The sequence below is a fragment of the Microbacterium sp. R86528 genome (assembly GCF_044596335.1).
GTDB lineage: Bacteria > Actinomycetota > Actinomycetes > Actinomycetales > Microbacteriaceae > Microbacterium > Microbacterium marmarense.
Window position 1 is genome coordinate 2,943,074 of the sequence record NZ_CP138996.1, and the last position, 16,425, is coordinate 2,959,498.

Genomic DNA, 16,425 nt, shown 5'->3' on the forward strand with positions numbered 1-16,425 from the left:
GCGTGAAGTCTCGCTTCTGTAATCGGCTGTGTTGAGTGTCACTTCGCGGCGCTTGCCGGCGTTGAAGTAGTGGTGCTGGGCGTTGCGGTGCTGGGCTTCGAGTCGGACTTCGCCGGCGTGGCCGCAGGCTTGGCAGCAGCATCGGATGCACTCTTCGTGCCCGCGCGCGAGTCGGTGCGGTAAAAGCCCGAGCCGTTGAAGGTCACGCCGATCGAACCGTACTGCTTGCGCAGCGCGCCGCCGCACTCAGGGCACTCGGTAAGCGTGGCGTCGGCAAAAGACTGCACCGCATCGAACTTGTGGCCGCATTCTTTGCAGGCGTAGGCGTATGTAGGCATGGCTTCTTTCGGGCGGTTAGCGCGCTGTGGGCGCGAGGGTAAGGGTGCGGGTCGGTGTCACGACTCCGGTCACCGGCTGATCGTGGAGGTCTTGAGGCACTTCGTCGAGCACTTCCGTGTCGAATACGACGGCGTACACCGGAGGGCATCCCTCCATCGAGCCGAGCGTCTTGTCGAAGTAGCCACGGCCCCAGCCCAGGCGCATACCCGATGTGTCGACCGCGGCCGCGGGAATCACCAGCAGGTCGACGTCGTTCACCGCAATCGGCCCGAGCAGCTCGCCGGTCGGTTCAGAAAGACCGAACAGCCCCTCGGCGACCTCACCCTCGTCGGTGGCGACAGCCCAGTCGAGCAAGCCGTCGGCGCGCGTGACGGGCAACAGCACGCGGATGCCGCGGCGCACCGCCTCGACAACGAACTCGCGCGTGTCGGGTTCGGTCTGAATCGACAGGTAACACGACATCGAGCGCACATCGAGCTGCTCGACAAGAGCGTCCAGCTGTTCGCGCACTCCCGATCCGGCGGTGTCGAGTGCGGCTTCGGAAAGCAGATTGCGCCGCTCGCGCAGCTCGGCGCGCAGTGCGCGCTTAGCATCGGCGATGGCATCAGACATGCCCTCGAGTCTAAACGCTGCAGCGAAGCGGCCGATCAGGTGCCGAAGTGTTGCAGAAGAAACATGAATGTCTTCTGAAATCGTTAGAGTGTTCTTCATGACTTCACCGCGCTTCAAGGCCGTTATTCCGGCAGCTGGCCTCGGAACTCGTTTCTTGCCCGCCACCAAGGCGATGCCCAAAGAAATGCTTCCCGTCGTTGACAAGCCCGCCATTCAATACGTGGTGGAAGAGGCAACGCAGGCCGGCATCGATGACATTCTCATCATCATCGGTCGCAACAAGAACAACCTCTCTAACCACTTCGACTCGGTTCCCGAGCTTGAGCGCACCCTTGAGAAGAAGGGCGACCACGCCAAGCTGCAGAAGGTTCAGCACTCGAGCGATCTGGCTGACATTCACTTCGTCCGCCAGGGTGAGCCCAAGGGGCTCGGCCATGCGGTGCTGCGTGCCAAGGCGCACGTTGGCGACGCGCCGTTCGCGGTGCTTCTGGGCGACGACCTCATCGATGAGCGTGACGTGCTTCTCACCACCATGCTCGAGCAGCAGGCGCGCACCGGTGCAGCCATCGTCGCGCTGATGGAGGTCAACCCCGACGCGATTCACCTCTACGGTGCCGCCGACGTTGACGCGACCGACACCGAAGGCTTCGTCAAGGTCAAGGGTCTCGTCGAGAAGCCCGCAAAAGAAGATGCGCCCTCGAACCTCGCGATCATCGGCCGCTACGTATTGCCGGCATCGATCTTCGACATTCTCGAGCACACCGAACCGGGCAAGGGCGGCGAGATTCAGCTCACCGATGCTCTCGAAGAGATGGCAGCAGACCCCGACGGCCCCGGAGTGTACGGCGTCGTGTTCGGCGGTCGTCGCTATGACACCGGCGATAGAGTGGACTACATCAAAGCCATCGTGCAGCTAGCGTCAGATCGTGAAGATCTCGGACCCGAGCTGCGACCCTGGTTCAAGGAGTTCGCGGCCACGCTGTAGCGCCGCGCTGTCGAAGGGGTCGTTGTGGATCTGACAGCACCCCGCGCTCACGGACCGGTCTCACTTCGACTGGTGCGCTCACGCGATGCCCGTGTGCTGCAGCAGGAGTTGCTGTCGAACCGGAAGTGGCTGCGCCCGTGGGAAGCAACCAATCCCGACGGGGCAGTGTCGTTTGACATGCGTCTTGGCGTCAAGCGCCTGCTGCAGCAGTACCGCGACGGTTCCGGCATTCCCTTCGTCATGGAGTACGACGGCGAGATCGCGGGTCAGTTGAACGTCTGGGGCATCGCTCGCGGTTCGCTCAGCTCAGCCACGATCGGCTATTGGGTGAGCGAGCGTTTCGCGGGTAGGGGAATCACGCCGGCCGCTGTCGCGATGGCGACCGACATCTGCTTCGACGAGATGCGCTTGCACCGCATGGAGATCTGCATCCGTCCGGAAAACGTGGCCAGTCTGCGCGTGGTCGCCAAGCTCGGCTTCCGCTACGAAGGGCTGCGGCGGCGCTTCATTCACATCAACGGTGACTGGCGCGACCACTACTGCTTTGCGCTGGTGCGCGAAGATGTGCCCCAGGGTGTGCTCAATCGATGGGTTTCTGGTGAGGTGCCGCACAACGTGGCATCCATTCCGCCCTCCGACCTGGTCCAGCCTTAAAACGACACGCGCCAGGTTGCCACGACTACGCCGTGCAGTCGCTTACGGTTTAGATCATGGACGGGCAGGTATTGGGCGGCGGAGTGATCGTTCTCGTCGCCGTGCTCTTGTGGCTCGTTTACCTTGTGCCGTCTTGGTACGGTCGCCGTCAGTACGACGCGGCCGAGCGCAATGCTGTTCGGCTGAACCAGGCGCTGCGCATTCTCGCCGAGACCAGCGAAACACCCGAAGAAGTGCGCCTCGAACTCAACACGCGCACCGCGGCGGCTCAGCAGCGATTGGCCAAGCGGGCATCGGCGCAGCGCGAGCAATCGGCGCTAGAGCAAGCCAGGATCGATCTTGAAGAGGCTCGACTTCAGCGTATTGCCGCATCGCATACTCCGCGCGCACGACAAGCGCGTGCGCGTCGACGGTTTCGCCTCGCTTTGACATCGATCAGCCTCGCGGCGACCGGCGTTGCCGTCTGGGGAGCGGTTCAGGTCGTCATGACCGGGTCGCAGTTGCTGCTGTGGGCGGGTATCGCAATTGCGGGCACCGCAGCGCTCTTGCTGCAGCGCATGTCTCGCGTGGGCGCTCGCCAAGTGACGCGAACGATGGATGCTGCCGCCCGCCCCGCCGTCGCATTGCAAGACGTAGCGCTCGAGACCGCTCCGCAGCGCCAGTGGGCACCGCGCACCATGCCCAAGCCGCTGACCGCTTCAGCGGGTTCGCAGGCAGCATCGTTGCTCGATGCCGCGGCTGCGCGCACCGCGTTGAAGCAGGCCGCGCTTGAAGAAGATCTTCGTCAGCGAGCTGAGGCTCAGCGCCCGCCGTCGATTGCCGTCGCCCGTGCCGCTCACGCCGCTCAGCCATCTCATGCGCCGAGTGAGTACTCGCGCATGGGCTACGTCGATGACGCCGAGATCGAGGCTCACGTGCGCAATTTGCTGACGAAGCGCGCGGCGGGTCAATAGCGTCTGAACGGACTCGGGGCCTCGCGCGAGCGTGATAATCTTCTTGAGGTTCAGGGCCTGTGGCGCAGCTGGTAGCGCACCTCGTTCGCATCGAGGGGGTCAGGGGTTCGAGTCCCCTCAGGTCCACCAAACGAATAGCGCCTCCCATCGTGGAGGCGCTATTCGTCTCAGTGGCGCTCTGCGCTGGTCAGGCTGTGGCGCTGGCGGCGGCGCGTGCGGCGGCCGGAAGCGCATCGATGATCTGGCTTACCGCGGTGTCGTCGTGAGCGGCTGAGACGAACCACGCCTCGAAGACCGACGGCGGCAGCGAAACGCCCTGTTCCAGCATTGCGCGGAAGAACGGCGGGTAGCGGAACGCCTCTTGTGCCTTCACCGTCGCATAGTCAGTTGGCGCCGCGTCGGTGAACTGAACCGAGAACAGGTTTCCTGAGCGCTGCACGACGTGGGCGACGCCTTCGGCGGCGAGGGCGGATGCTGTCGCATCGGCGATCGCGTGAGATGCCGCGTCGATTCGTTCGTACGCGGCCGCGTCGAGGTGATGCAACGTGGCAAGTCCCGCCGCCACGGCGAGCGGATTGCCGCTGAGCGTGCCCGCTTGGTACACCGGGCCGAGGGGAGCGAGCAGATCCATGATCGCGGCCGATCCACCCAGAGCTGCCAGGGGGAGCCCGCCGCCGATCACCTTGCCGAAGGTGATGAGGTCTGGGGTGAATGACACCGGATCAATGCCGTACCAGCCGGCAGGGCCGACACGGAAGCCCGTGAGCACCTCGTCGAGAATGAGCAGCGACCCGTTCTCGTGCGCGAGGTCGGCGATCGCCGCGTTGAAACCGAGCGCGGGCGGCACAATGCCCATGTTCGCCGGCGCTGCCTCGACGATGATCGCGGCGATGTCGTCGCCGCGGGCAGCGAACACCTCACGCAGCGCGTCAAGGTCGTTGTAAGGCACGACGAGTGTCTGAGCGGCGATAGGTGCGGGTACGCCCGCAGAGCCTGGCATCGCGAGTGTTGCCGCTCCCGACCCTGCCTCGGCCAGCAGGCCGTCGGAGTGACCGTGGTAGTGGCCAGCGAACTTGACGATCAGGTCGCGTCCTGTGGCGCCGCGCGCCAGACGAATCGCGGTCATCGTCGCCTCGGTGCCGGTCGACACCAGGCGAAGCTTTTCGATCGGGCGCATGCAGTCACGTGCAATCCGCGCCTCGACGATCTCAGCGAGCTCGGTCTCACCGGGTGTCGATGCCCCGAAACCGAGGCCACGGGTCGCAGCATCTTGAACTGCCTTCACCACAGCCGGGTGCGCGTGCCCGAGAATCGCCGGACCCCACGAGCCCACCAGGTCGACATAGTCGCGACCTTCAACATCGGTGACGCGAGGCCCCGAAGCCGAGACGAAGAAACGCGGCGTTGTTCCCACCGAGCCGAACGCTCGCACGGGGGAGTTCACCCCGCCCGGCATCGCCGCGCGAGCGCGATCGAATTCTGTCGCGTTGGTGCTCATCGGATCCATCCCGCCAGTTCAACTGCCCAATAGGTCAACACTGCGTCGGCACCCGCGCGGCGGATGCTCACCACCGACTCTTCAATCGCGCGGCGGCGATCAATCCAGCCGTTCGCAGCGGCGGCCTCGATCATCGCGTACTCGCCAGAGACCTGATAGGCCCACACCGGCACCGGGCTGGATGCTGCCGCGTCGGCTAACACGTCGAGATAGCTCATCGCGGGCTTGACCATCACGATGTCAGCACCTTCGGCCACGTCGAGATCGATCTCACGCAGACCCTCGCGGCGATTCGCGGGGTCAAGCTGGTAACTGCGGCGGTCGCCCTCAAGCGACGACTGTACGGCCTCACGGAAGGGGCCATAGAAGGCCGAGGCGTATTTGGCGGCGTAGCCGAGCAAGGCGAGATTCGCGTAGCCCGCAGCATCCAATTCATCGCGAACCTCAGCGACTTGGCCGTCCATCATTCCGCTCAGACCGAGCAGCTGCGAACCGGCCTCAGCCTGCGCGACTGCCATCTCGCGGTAGCGCTGATTCGTCGCGTCGTTGTCGACATAGCCACTCGCATCGAGCACACCACAGTGACCGTGGTCGGTGAATTCGTCGAGGCACAGATCGGTCTGCACAACGAGCGCATCACCGGCCTCAGCCACCGCGATGCGCGTAGCGACGTTCAGAATGCCGTTCGGATCGGTCGCGCCAGAGCCGGTGGCATCTTTGTGCTCGGGAACACCGAACAGCATGATTCCGCCAACGCCAGCCGCGGCGGCCTCGGCGATTGCCGGGCGCAGCGACTCGGTGGTGTGCTGCACGACTCCGGGCATCGACGAGATCGCGACGGGCTCACTGGCACCCTCGCGCACGAACATCGGCAGCACGAGGTCTGCCGGGTGCAGACGGGTTTCGCTCACGAGCCGCCGCATCGCGGGGCTGGAGCGCAGACGGCGAGGACGTTCGATCATGACGATGCTCCCGTCAGCTCGGCTGCGCCCGCGGCAAGAAGTTCGCGGGCGACGCCATCGGCAACATCAATGGATGCTGATTCATCGGGCCACACGGCGCCGTGCGATGAGGTGAGCACGGTGGTGCCGTCGAGGCTGTACACGCTGACCGAGAGCAGCAGCAACCCCGCGTCGACGACGGCGCGCGCACCCACGGGCGCCGAGCAGCCGGCTTCGAGGGCCGCGAGCACGTGTCGCTCGGCTTCGACAGCAGCGCGCGTCTCGGCGTGGTCAAGAGCCGTCACGAGGTGCTCTTCGCCGTTTCGCACCTCAACTGCCAGCGCGCCCTGACCGGGAGCGGTCGGCCACGCGTCGGCATCGAGGTATTCGGTGACGACGTCTTTGCGACCGAGACGCTCCAGCCCCGCCGCGGCGAGCACGACGGCGTCGAGATCGCCTTCGCTGACGCGGCCGAGGCGGGTGTCGACGTTTCCGCGAATGTCGATCACTTCGAGGTCGGGGCGCTTCGCTTTGAGCTGGGCCATGCGCCGCGGCGAGCCGGTGCCCACGCGCGCACCGCGCGGCAGCGCGTCGAGCGTCAGGCCGTCGCGCGCACACAGCGCGTCGCGGGGGTCAACGCGCGCGGTGATCGCGGCGATCGTCAGCTGGTCGTGCGGTGCGGTCGGCAGATCTTTCAGCGAGTGCACGATCAGGTCGCACTCGCCCGCAAGCAGAGCGTCGCGCAAGGCGCCGGTGAACAATCCGACACCGCCCGCGCGAGAGAGAGGTTCTTTCGACCGGTCGCCGGCGGTCGTGATGGTCACCAGTTCGGTCTTCACGCCGGTTGCGGCGCTGAGATCGTCGGCGACCATGCCGGTCTGCGTCAGCGCGAGCGCGCTGCCGCGAGTGCCGATGCGCAATGCAGCGGTGCTCAAGAAAGCACCTCATTGATCTCAGGGATGCTGATGCGACGGCCCGTGAAGAACGGCACCTCTTCGCGCACGTGGCGTCGCGCTTCGGTCTGGCGCAGGTGGCGCATCAGGTCAACCAGATCGACGAGTTCGGGTGCCTCGAGGGCGAGAATCCACTCGTAGTCGCCGAGCGCAAAGGATGCCACCGTGTTGGCGAGCACCTGGCGGTACTCCGAGCCTTTGCGACCGTGATCGGCGAGCATGGCCCGGCGCTCGTCGTCGGGCAGGATGTACCAGTCGTACGAGCGCACGAACGGGTACACGGTGACCCACGCCTCGGGGTCTTTGCCGCGCATGAACGCGGGCAGATGGCTGGCGGTGAATTCGGCATCACGGTGCACGCCCATGGCGTTCCACACGGGAAGCAGTGACGAGAGGGGCTCTGCCCGTCGCAGAATGCGAAGCGCCGACTGCAAGACCTCGGGCTCTGCGCCGTGCAGCCACACCATCAGGTCGGCGTCGGCACGAAGGCCAGACACGTCGTACCAGCCGCGCACGGTGATGCCCATTGCTTCGACCTCGGTGACGGCCGCAGCGAGGTCATTCTCGAGTGCTGCTTGCGCACCATCTCGGGCAAACACTGCCCAGAGGGTGTAGCCGATGGTTTCGGTGGCTGCGGGGGCGACAGCCGAGTCAGACGCGTTGCTCATGCATCTATCCTCGCCGCTATTTGAGCATCTGGCTAACCGCGGGCCGGAATGATCTCGGTCGCAGTGCGCTCCGCATGCGCGATGATTCCGGCAAGCCCAGAACCCGCGACGGTTTCGCCCACCACGGGCGTGCCAGCGAGTGCTGACGCCGGTGCGGGGCGGGTCCAGGTGACAACCGCAGAGTCGATGATCTCGGGAAGCGCAATGCCCAGCAGCGACTCCGCATCTCGGCGCGCGGTGTCGGCTCCGTCGACGGGCGGAGTGTCGAACGAGAGCCGCAGCACGTGGCGCCCGGCCGCAGCTTCGCGCAACCACTCCCATTTCGCTGTCGCGTGCGTGAGTGCTCTCGCTGATACGGCAGCACCGTCGGCGACGAGCAGGCCGCTGCCCCGCGGTGCGGCATCGAGTTCGGGCTGATCGACGACGAGTGTGATCAGCGTGATCTCTCGACCCGCCGCACCTGTCGTCGCAATACCGGCCGCCGAGAAGCCCGGCGCAGCGACGATCACTCTGCCGGGCAGCGCCGAGATGTCGGTCACGGGATAGTTGAGCATGATCTGCACGCCGCGCGCGGTGAGGTCTTCGGTGAGCGCCGAGACCAGACGAGTGATGCCACCGCGGATTCCCGCGACCGCTGACCCGGGCGGGGCGGCGGCGCGCAGCTGAGTGACTGCCGCGGCCAGTGAATTGGTCTCGGCGAGCGTTGCGCGCAGTCGTGGGTGTGCGCGATCGATCGGGAGGTCATCGGGGTGGATCGAGTGCACGCCCCTCACGACCGGTGCCACCAGACCCGCCAGCACATCATCGCCCATCCGCTCGCGGACGAGCCGACCGAGCGTCATATCAGCGACAACCGCGGGTGTAGGGGTGCCATCGAGCGCGGCGGCGCGGGTGGCAGCATCCATCCCGATGATCGAGACCACATCGGCGGAGAGCACGTCGCCGGGAACGCCCAACAGGCTCGTCGCGGGAAGCGGAACGGCGGTGTCATTCGCGCGTTGCAGCCATGCCGGGCCCGGGCGGGGCGACACGATGTCGTCGGCGAGTCCGAGTTCGTGAGCGAGTGCGCTGACCGCGCCCCCTCGCACCGCAAAGCTCTCCGCGCCTGCGTCGAGCCGAATGCCGCCCACGTTGTGCGCGGCCACGGTGCCGCCGAGTCGAGCCGACGCTTCGAATAGCGTGACGCTCGCGCCCGACGCTGCCAGTCGGCGGGCGGTGACCAGACCCGCAATGCCACCGCCGACGACCGAGAACTCACTCATACGAGTGAACGAACTCCACAATGCGCGTCAGTACGGTCGGGTCGGTGTCGGGCGGCACGCCGTGGCCGAGGTTCACGACATGTGCGGGGGCGGCGCGGCCGCGATCGAGCACATCGCGCACGTGAGCCTCAAGCACCGACCATGGTGCGGTGAGCAGGGCCGGATCGATGTTTCCCTGCAGCGGCACCTCGCCGCCCAGGCGCCGCGAGGCGTCGTCGAGAGGAACGCGCCAGTCGACTCCCATCACGTCGACGCCGACGGCGTGCATCGCGGGCAGCAATGGGCCAGTGCCGACGCCGAAGTGCACGAGAGGCACGTCGAGGGCGCGCACCGGTTCGAGTGCGAGTGACGAATACGGGGCGACACGCTCGGTGTAGTCAGCGACGCTCAGCGAACCTGCCCACGAGTCGAAGAGCTGCCCCGCCGATGCGCCCGCTTCAATCTGAGCGGCCAGGAAAGCCCCCGTGATCTCAGCACACCAGGTCAGCAGCGCCGCCCAGGAGTCGGGATCGGAGTGCATCATCGAGCGCGTGATGAGCTGTTCTTTCGAGGGGCCGCCTTCGACGAGGTACGACGCGAGAGTGTACGGCGCGCCAGCGAAGCCGATCAGCGGAGTGTCACCCAGCTGGGCCACCGTGAGTGCTACCGCCTCGCGAATCGGATCCAGAGCGGCGGGATCAAGCGGAGGAAGATTCGCAACGTCGGCTGCGCTGCGAACAGCGTGCTCGAGTACGGGTCCGCGGCCAGGAACGATCTGCACTCCCACGCCGGCCAAGCGCACCGGGATGACGATGTCGCTGAAGAAGATGCCGGCGTCTACCCCGTGACGGCGCACCGGCTGCAGGGTGATCTCGCTCGCAAGCTCGGGCGTCAGACAGGCATCGAGCATGTCGGTGCCGACACGCAGCTCCCGATACTCCGGAAGAGATCGGCCAGCTTGGCGCATGAACCACACCGGAGTCACCTCGGGGCGTTCACCCCGGAACGCTCGAATCAACGGCGGGGGAGTATTGCGACGAACTACGGCGGGATGGGAAGAATGAAGAGACACGGGGTTAACATTATGCTTGTGCTCCTTTGTCTTACCGCGAATCATCGCAACGCGAGCCTAGACATTTTGGAACGTCTCTCAATCGGGGCGCCCCAAGCTACTCGCGCGCTCGTCGACGACGAGCTTTTTGTCGCGGGCGCGGTCGTGCTCGCCACGTGCAACCGGTTCGAGGCGTACCTCGACATTGAAGAACCTCTCACCGGCGCCGACGTCGTCGCGGTCGAGTCGGTGGTTGACGCGATGGCGACCGCTAGCGACATTCCGGTTGACCACCTTCGTGCCTCGCTTGAGGTTCACCACGGCTCAGATGCCGTCGCACACCTGTTCGCCGTGACCAGCGGGCTCGAATCCATCGTCGTCGGCGAAGACGAGATCTCTGGCCAGGTGCGCCGCGCGCTCGACGCCGCGCGCGAAGAGGGCACCACGAGCGGCGAACTCGAAAGCCTGTTCCAGAAAGCCACGCACACCAGCCGCGGGGTGAGAAACCGCATCGGCTTGCGCGGCAAGCACCGCTCGTTGGTGCGCCTTGCGCTCGAAATGGCCTCGACGCGAGTCGCGGACTGGTCGCAGGCGAACGTGCTCGTCGTCGGCACCGGAAAATACGCGGCGGTGACGGTCGACGCCGTACGCGCACGCGGTGCGATCAACATCGGTGTGTTCTCGCCGAGCGGACGAGCGTCTGCCTTCGCCGCGCGCTATGCGCTCGCCCCGCGTGAAGACTTCGCCGAGGCGGCGGCGCTCGCCGACATCGTGATCACGTGCACCACAGACGCCGTGGTGCACGCAAACGCGTTCGTGCCCGGCAGGCGCGTGCTGGTCATCGACCTCGGTCTGCCTCGCAACGTCGACCCCGAAGTCGGCCAGGTTGACGGTGTTGACCTGCTCGACCTTGAGACCATTCGCCTGCACGCCCCGCTCGAGCAGTTCCGCGCTCACGACGACGCCCGCGCCATCGTCGGAGATGCCGCCAACGAGTTCACCGCTGACCGACTGGCGGGGCCCGCCATCACGGCGCTGCGCCAAGAGGTTCTGGGCGTGTTAGACACCGAAATCGCTCGCGCTGGCAAACGTGGCGCAAGCGAAGAGGTCGAATCAGCGCTGCGTCACTTCGCCGGGGTGCTGCTGCACTCGCCGTCGGTGCGCATTCGCGAACTCGCCGTCGAAGGACGCCTCGAAGAGGTGCGCATGGCGCTTCAGGTGCTCCACGGGCGCACCGTCGAAGAGCCTGACGTCGACGACGCCGTGTGGCATCACGCGGGCTGAACCCGAACGCCCCGAGCGAGTCGCCCGCCACTTGGCTCAGCCGGTCGTTTCGCTCAGCCGGTCGTTTGGCTCAGCCGGTTGCTTGGCTCAGCCGGCCACTCGTGGCTAGGTGGCGATGTTGCGTGCTCGAAGGGGGCTCTAGACTCCGAGAATGCGATTCGGAATCTGCATCCTCCCGCAGGAGGACTGGCCAGCCGCGGCGGCGCTGTGGCGCAGTGCTGAAGAATACGGCTTCGACCACGCCTGGACGTACGACCACCTCTCATGGCGCGGGCTTGCCAGCGAGCGCTGGCACGCGACTATTCCCACGTTGACGGCGGCAGCCATGGTGACCGAGCGCATCAAGCTGGGCACATTTGTCGCATCGCCGAACTATCGGCATCCGGTGCCGTTTGCCAAAGACATTGCCACCGTCGACCAGATCGCCGGTGGACGTGTTCTGCTCGGCCTGGGCTCGGGAGGCACGGGATTTGACGCTCGGGTGTTGGGCGGCGCGGAGTTGACGCCGCGCGATCGGCTCGCGCGTTTCATCGAGTTCACCGAACTGCTCGACGAGTTGCTGCGATTTGAGCAGAGCGAATCATCGGCTTCGGGCATCTCGCGCGAGGGCACCTGGTACTCCGCGGTCGATGCGCGCATGGTGGGCGCGCCCGCACAGCTGCCCCGCATGCCCCTGCACCTCGCCGCAGAAGGACCGAGGGCGCTGGCGTTCGCCGCGCGCGCCGGTGACGGCTGGGTCACGACCGCGGGCACGATCGAAGACGATGACACGTGGTGGACACACGTGGGCGACCTGTCGCGTCGCCTTGACGACGCGTGTCTCGCTGCGGATAGAGACCCGCAGAGCATTCAGCGCACGCTGCTGCTCGATTCCGACCCCCGCTACAGCCTCTCGAGCGTCGCCGCCTTCGAAGATGCCGTGGGTCGAGCCGCTGAGCGCGGGTTCACCGACGTCGTCGCGCATTGGCCCCGTGCGCACGGTCTCTACGCGGGCGATCGAGCAGTGCTCGATGAGGTGGCATCTCGACTGCCCGCAATGCGCTGAACTGCAGCGCTCACTGAGAATCCACAAGCTGCTGCGAGAAGCGGCATAGGGCCGATGCGTATCCATGAAGCATGGATACTTCAACCGATGCCGTTCACAGCACACGGCGCCCGCGCCGCGCGCCGCGACGCACGCGGTTGCGCAACGCACTCATCGCTGGCGGCCTGGTCGTTGTGCTCAGCGTGGGCGGCACCGTCGCATGGGCAGCCGATCGTTTTCTCATCGAACACGTTGAGATCGCAGATGTCTCGGAATACGAAGCCGAGAACTCGACGGTAGACACCGAAGCGATCGCCGATCTCAGCGACAGCGAAACCGCGGTGCTCACCGACACCTCATACACCGACGGCGACTCTGAGATCACGGTCTCGACGGTCGTGACCGGTTCGGGCGATGACACTCTGACCTACTACGTCGCCGACGTGGTCGTATCTGATGCCACACAGCTGCGCTCCGCCTTCGCTAAAGACCAGTTCGGTGAGAACATCATCGAAACCACCAGCGAGATCGCCGCTGACCACGACGCCGTGCTGGCGATCAACGGCGACTACTACGGCTTTCGTGACACCGGAATCGTGGTGCGCAACGGCGTTGCATACCGTGATGAGGGCGCGCGTGACGGGTTGGCGTTCTATACCGACGGACGCGTCGAGGTGTATGACGAAACGACTACGACCGCGCAGGAGCTGCTCGACGCGGGCGTCTGGAACACACTGTCGTTCGGGCCCGCAATCGTCGAAGACGGCGAGGTCGTGGACGGTATCGAGAACGTTGAGATCGACACCAATGTCGGTAACCACTCGATTCAGGGAGAGCAGCCCCGCACGGCCGTGGGCGTGATTGACGACAACCACTATGTGTTCGTCGTCGTCGACGGACGCGACCCCGGATACAGCCGCGGCGCAACCCTCACAGAGCTCGCCGAGATCATGACTGAACTCGGCGCAGAAACCGCCTACAACCTCGACGGTGGCGGGTCTTCAACCATGTACTTCAACTCCGAAGTGATCAATCAGCCCTCAAACGACGGCGAACGAGCGACCAGCGACATTCTCTATGTCGCGTACTGAGAAAGTGACGGCACGACAATGATCGTTCTCATTCCCGCGTTCGAGCCCGGTGCTCACCTCGCGCCACTCACCCGGCGATTGCGCGAAAGCGACGTCACGCTCGACGTGCTCGTCGTCGATGACGGCAGCGGTGCGGCGTTCGCCGCAGTGTTCGACGAAGTGCGCCGCGCCGGTGCTCACGTGGTGCAGTACTCGCACAATCGGGGCAAGGGCGCGGCCATGAAGACGGGCATTCGAGATGTGCTCGAACAATGGCCCGGCCACGATGTGATCACCGCCGACGCTGACGGCCAGCACACGGTTGCCGACATCCTGCGCGTCGCAGACGAGCTGCGTGCCGACCGAGCAGCAGGCAAGAGCGTCCTGCTGCTCGGCTGCCGTGACTTTGTCGGCGACGTGCCGCTGCGCAGCCGCGTGGGCAACGACGTATCGCGCGGACTGTTCCGGGTGGCAGCGGGCTGGTCAGCATCCGACACGCAGACCGGCCTTCGCGGCTTGCCCAGCGACATGCTGCCGTGGCTTCTCGAAGTGCCCGGCGACCGGTTCGAATATGAGACCGAGATGCTGCTGCGCCTTCGCGGGGCGGGCTACCGCGCCCGCGAGATCGCCATCGAGACGGTGTACCTCGAGCAGAACGAGTCGAGCCATTTTCGGCCGATTGCCGATTCGCTGCGCGTCACTCTGCCGATGCTGTTGTTTGCTGGCTCGTCGCTGATCGCATTCGCGATTGATACCGTCGCGCTGCTGATCTTTGCCGCACTGTTGTCGCCGTGGCTTGGCAGCTGGCTTGCGGTATCGATCGTCGGGGCGCGAGTGCTCAGTGCGAGCGCGAACTTCTGGGTGAACCGCCGCTTCGTCTTCGCGCAGCGCGGGCGCCCTCAGGCGGGAAGACACGCGGTGCGCTACGCGATTCTGGCGATCGCGTTGCTCGCGTCGAACATCGTGTGGATGAGCGCACTCACCGACCTGGGCATGAGTCTGATCGCGGCGAAGATCATGACCGAGACGGTGCTGTTCATCACCAGCTATCACGTGCAGCGCCGTTTCGTCTTTGGCGGCAAGATGAGCGTGCGCCCATCGGATGCCCGACCCACGAGCCAGGACCGACAGACCGCTCAACCATCGACAGTTCCCGAACAACTCGCTGCGCCGTTATTGCAGAACGTGCGCTGAGCTCGAGCGCAGCGGGCCCTAGCGACGTGCCGTCAACGCAGTGGGTGCTCTATCGCTGTGGGCAGGCTCGTCCAGCCCGCTGGTCGGACCGCTGAGCGCGCGCAGCGCATAGAGAATGGTGGCCAGATCGACGAGCTCTTGCACCAGGGCGCCGACGACAGCGGGAATGACACCGGTCGTCGCGACGAGCATGAGCGCGATGCTGATGGCGATGCCAATCCAGATTGCAGTGAACGCAACGCGCAGCGTGTGCGATCCGATCGCGACGGCATCGGCGACTTTCACCAGCGAGTCTTTGAGGATCACCGCGTCTGCTGCATCCCCCGCAGCGGTCGCTCCCTTCGCACCCATCGCAATGCCGACATCTGCGGCGGCGAGCACGGGAGCGTCGTTCACCCCATCGCCCACCATCAGCACTGGCCGCGGTTGCATCTGAGTTGCCAACCGCACCTTCTCGCCTGGCAGCAGGTCGGCGCGCACCTCGGTGATGCCGACTTCACGCGCCACCGCATCGGCGGTCGATTGAGCGTCGCCGGTGAGCATCGCGACGCGTTCGATCCCGTGCCCACGCAGCCAGCTGATCACCGCGCGCGATTCGGGCCTCGGGTCGTCGGCAAGAACGAGCGCACCGGCGAAGCGGCCATCGACTGCGACATAGGCTGCCGCCTGGCCGGGGGCAAGATCAACCGTGTATGTGTCGGGCGCCAGTGATGTGATGTACGCCAGTTTGCCGACGACCACGGTGCGTGAGCCAATCAGCGCAGACAGCCCGTTCGTCGCGACCTCGTTGGCGCTCGCAGCTGTCGACAGCGCGAGTCCTCGTGCGCTCGCGGCGTTGCGGATGCCTTCTGCGAGCACGTGACTCGAGTACTGCTCGGCAGACGCAGCCAGTTGCAGCACATGATCGTCGTCGAACTCGTCGGTCGTGTGCACCGCGACGATTGCCGGCCGCCCCTGGGTCAACGTGCCGGTTTTGTCGAACGCGGCCGAGCGCACTCCCGCGAGCTGTTCGATCACCGCGCCGCTTTTGATGATGATGCCGGCTTTGGCAGCCCGAGAGAGTCCTCCCAAGAAGGCAACCGGGGCAGCGATGAGCAAGGGGCACGGAGTGGCGAGAACCAAGACCTCCGCGAAGCGTGACGCGTCGCCCGAGATCGCCCATGCGGCGCCCGCGATGATCAGAGACACCGCGGTGAACGGTATAGCGAAGCGGTCGGCAAGACGCACGACCGGGGCACGAGATTCTTGCGCTTCCTGCACGAGCACGACGATCTGCTGATACTGGCTATCTGCGCTGCGGCGGATGGCGCGAACACGCACTGCCTGCGATCCATTGAGGGCTCCCGAGAGCACTTCTTCTCCGGCGATGTGCGTCACCGGCATGCTTTCACCGGTCAAAGATGATTCGTCGAAAGATGCTGAATCGGTCACCAGCACGGCGTCGGCTGGCACCACTTCTGACGGCCGCACCAGCAGCACATCGCCCACCTGCACGTCGTCAGCGGCGACATCGGTGATGGCATCGGAACCAACGGTGCCTGCACTGTCGACGATATGCGCGATCTGAGGTGCCCGATCAAGCAGCGAGGTCAGCTCTTTCTTCGCACGGCGCGCGGCGTAGTCTTCGAGCGCTTCACCGCCCGACAGCATCAGCACGATGATCAGCGATGCCACGTATTCGCCGACGGCCAACGTGGCGATCATCGCGATCACGGCCAACACGTCGAGGCCGAAGTGGCCGCGCAGCATGTCGCGAACCATGCCCACGAGCGTCCATACGATGATCAGCGAAACGTAGATCGTGGCGAACCAGCGACTCGTCTCTGCCAGTCCGGCGATGCCGAGAGCGAGCACGACGACAGCGACGATGGCCGTCATCGTGATGACGGGGTAGCGGGTGAGAGCGCGCATGAGCTGTCGCACCCCCTCAGCTTCGCGCACTGCGGCAGTGCACGCCA

The 16,425-nt window shown here is 65.5% G+C and carries 16 protein-coding genes and 1 tRNA gene; 8 read left to right on the plus strand and 9 right to left on the minus strand.

Annotated elements, in window-relative coordinates; translation table 11 throughout:
- Positions 1–38: 38 nt before the first annotated feature.
- Complete coding sequence (locus SJY18_RS13645) at positions 39–338, minus strand: FmdB family zinc ribbon protein (protein ID WP_396667958.1); 300 nt, start codon at positions 336–338, stop codon at positions 39–41.
- Positions 339–354: 16 nt separating this feature from the next.
- A complete protein-coding gene (locus SJY18_RS13650) occupies positions 355–951 on the minus strand; it encodes a 5-formyltetrahydrofolate cyclo-ligase (RefSeq protein WP_396667959.1) in 597 nt (198 codons plus the stop codon).
- A gap of 97 nt (positions 952–1,048) precedes the next feature.
- On the opposite strand from SJY18_RS13650, the gene galU reads away from it, so the two are divergent.
- From galU to SJY18_RS13670, 4 genes are all read left to right on the plus strand, one after another.
- A complete protein-coding gene (gene galU, locus SJY18_RS13655) occupies positions 1,049–1,936 on the plus strand; it encodes a UTP--glucose-1-phosphate uridylyltransferase GalU (protein ID WP_396667960.1) in 888 nt (295 codons plus the stop codon).
- Positions 1,937–1,960: 24 nt separating this feature from the next.
- Positions 1,961–2,590, plus strand: a complete 630-nt coding sequence (locus tag SJY18_RS13660; RefSeq protein ID WP_396667961.1) for a GNAT family N-acetyltransferase — start codon at positions 1,961–1,963, stop codon at positions 2,588–2,590.
- Between the two features lie 56 nt (positions 2,591–2,646).
- Positions 2,647–3,543, plus strand: a complete 897-nt coding sequence (locus tag SJY18_RS13665; protein WP_396667962.1) for a large exoprotein — start codon at positions 2,647–2,649, stop codon at positions 3,541–3,543.
- 53 nt (positions 3,544–3,596) lie between these two features.
- Positions 3,597–3,672, plus strand: a tRNA-Ala gene (locus tag SJY18_RS13670).
- Positions 3,673–3,730: 58 nt separating this feature from the next.
- On the opposite strand, the gene hemL is transcribed toward SJY18_RS13670, so the two are convergent.
- Genes hemL through hemE form a run of 6 tightly spaced genes read right to left on the minus strand, consistent with a single transcriptional unit; the run spans position 3,731 to position 9,916 of the window.
- Positions 3,731–5,041: a glutamate-1-semialdehyde 2,1-aminomutase gene (gene hemL, locus SJY18_RS13675; protein WP_396667963.1), complete on the minus strand. Its 1,311-nt coding sequence runs from the start codon at positions 5,039–5,041 to the stop codon at positions 3,731–3,733.
- On the minus strand, positions 5,038–6,003 hold the full coding sequence (gene hemB / locus SJY18_RS13680; protein WP_396667964.1) for a porphobilinogen synthase: 966 nt from the start codon (positions 6,001–6,003) through the stop codon (positions 5,038–5,040). The genes hemL and hemB overlap by 4 nt, the downstream gene beginning before the upstream one ends.
- A complete protein-coding gene (gene hemC / locus SJY18_RS13685) occupies positions 6,000–6,917 on the minus strand; it encodes a hydroxymethylbilane synthase (protein ID WP_396667965.1) in 918 nt (305 codons plus the stop codon). The genes hemB and hemC overlap by 4 nt, the downstream gene beginning before the upstream one ends.
- Positions 6,914–7,603, minus strand: coding sequence for a hydrogen peroxide-dependent heme synthase (hemQ, locus tag SJY18_RS13690; RefSeq protein WP_396667966.1), 690 nt, complete (start codon positions 7,601–7,603; stop codon positions 6,914–6,916). Before hemQ ends, hemC begins: the two co-directional genes overlap by 4 nt.
- A gap of 32 nt (positions 7,604–7,635) precedes the next feature.
- Entirely contained in the window at positions 7,636–8,865 is a 1,230-nt protein-coding gene (locus SJY18_RS13695) for a protoporphyrinogen/coproporphyrinogen oxidase (RefSeq protein WP_396667967.1), read from the minus strand.
- On the minus strand, positions 8,858–9,916 hold the full coding sequence (gene hemE / locus SJY18_RS13700; RefSeq protein WP_396667968.1) for a uroporphyrinogen decarboxylase: 1,059 nt from the start codon (positions 9,914–9,916) through the stop codon (positions 8,858–8,860). Before hemE ends, SJY18_RS13695 begins: the two co-directional genes overlap by 8 nt.
- 12 nt (positions 9,917–9,928) lie before the next feature.
- Between hemE and SJY18_RS13705 the strand changes: the two genes are divergently transcribed.
- The 4 genes from SJY18_RS13705 to SJY18_RS13720 all read left to right on the plus strand — a co-directional run bounded on the left by SJY18_RS13705 (position 9,929) and on the right by SJY18_RS13720 (position 14,467).
- On the plus strand, positions 9,929–11,179 hold the full coding sequence (locus tag SJY18_RS13705; protein ID WP_396667969.1) for a glutamyl-tRNA reductase: 1,251 nt from the start codon (positions 9,929–9,931) through the stop codon (positions 11,177–11,179).
- Positions 11,180–11,330: 151 nt separating this feature from the next.
- Complete coding sequence (locus SJY18_RS13710; RefSeq protein WP_396667970.1) at positions 11,331–12,224, plus strand: LLM class flavin-dependent oxidoreductase; 894 nt, start codon at positions 11,331–11,333, stop codon at positions 12,222–12,224.
- 71 nt (positions 12,225–12,295) lie between these two features.
- The gene (locus SJY18_RS13715; protein ID WP_337337602.1) at positions 12,296–13,294 is read left to right on the plus strand and encodes a phosphodiester glycosidase family protein; all 999 of its coding nucleotides are present in this window, start codon (positions 12,296–12,298) and stop codon (positions 13,292–13,294) included.
- 18 nt (positions 13,295–13,312) lie between these two features.
- A complete protein-coding gene (locus SJY18_RS13720; RefSeq protein WP_396667971.1) occupies positions 13,313–14,467 on the plus strand; it encodes a GtrA family protein in 1,155 nt (384 codons plus the stop codon).
- An 18-nt stretch (positions 14,468–14,485) separates the two neighbouring features.
- Here the strand turns inward: SJY18_RS13720 and SJY18_RS13725 are convergent, their stop codons facing one another.
- Positions 14,486–16,378: a heavy metal translocating P-type ATPase gene (locus tag SJY18_RS13725; RefSeq protein WP_396668927.1), complete on the minus strand. Its 1,893-nt coding sequence runs from the start codon at positions 16,376–16,378 to the stop codon at positions 14,486–14,488.
- Positions 16,379–16,425: the final 47 nt, after the last annotated feature.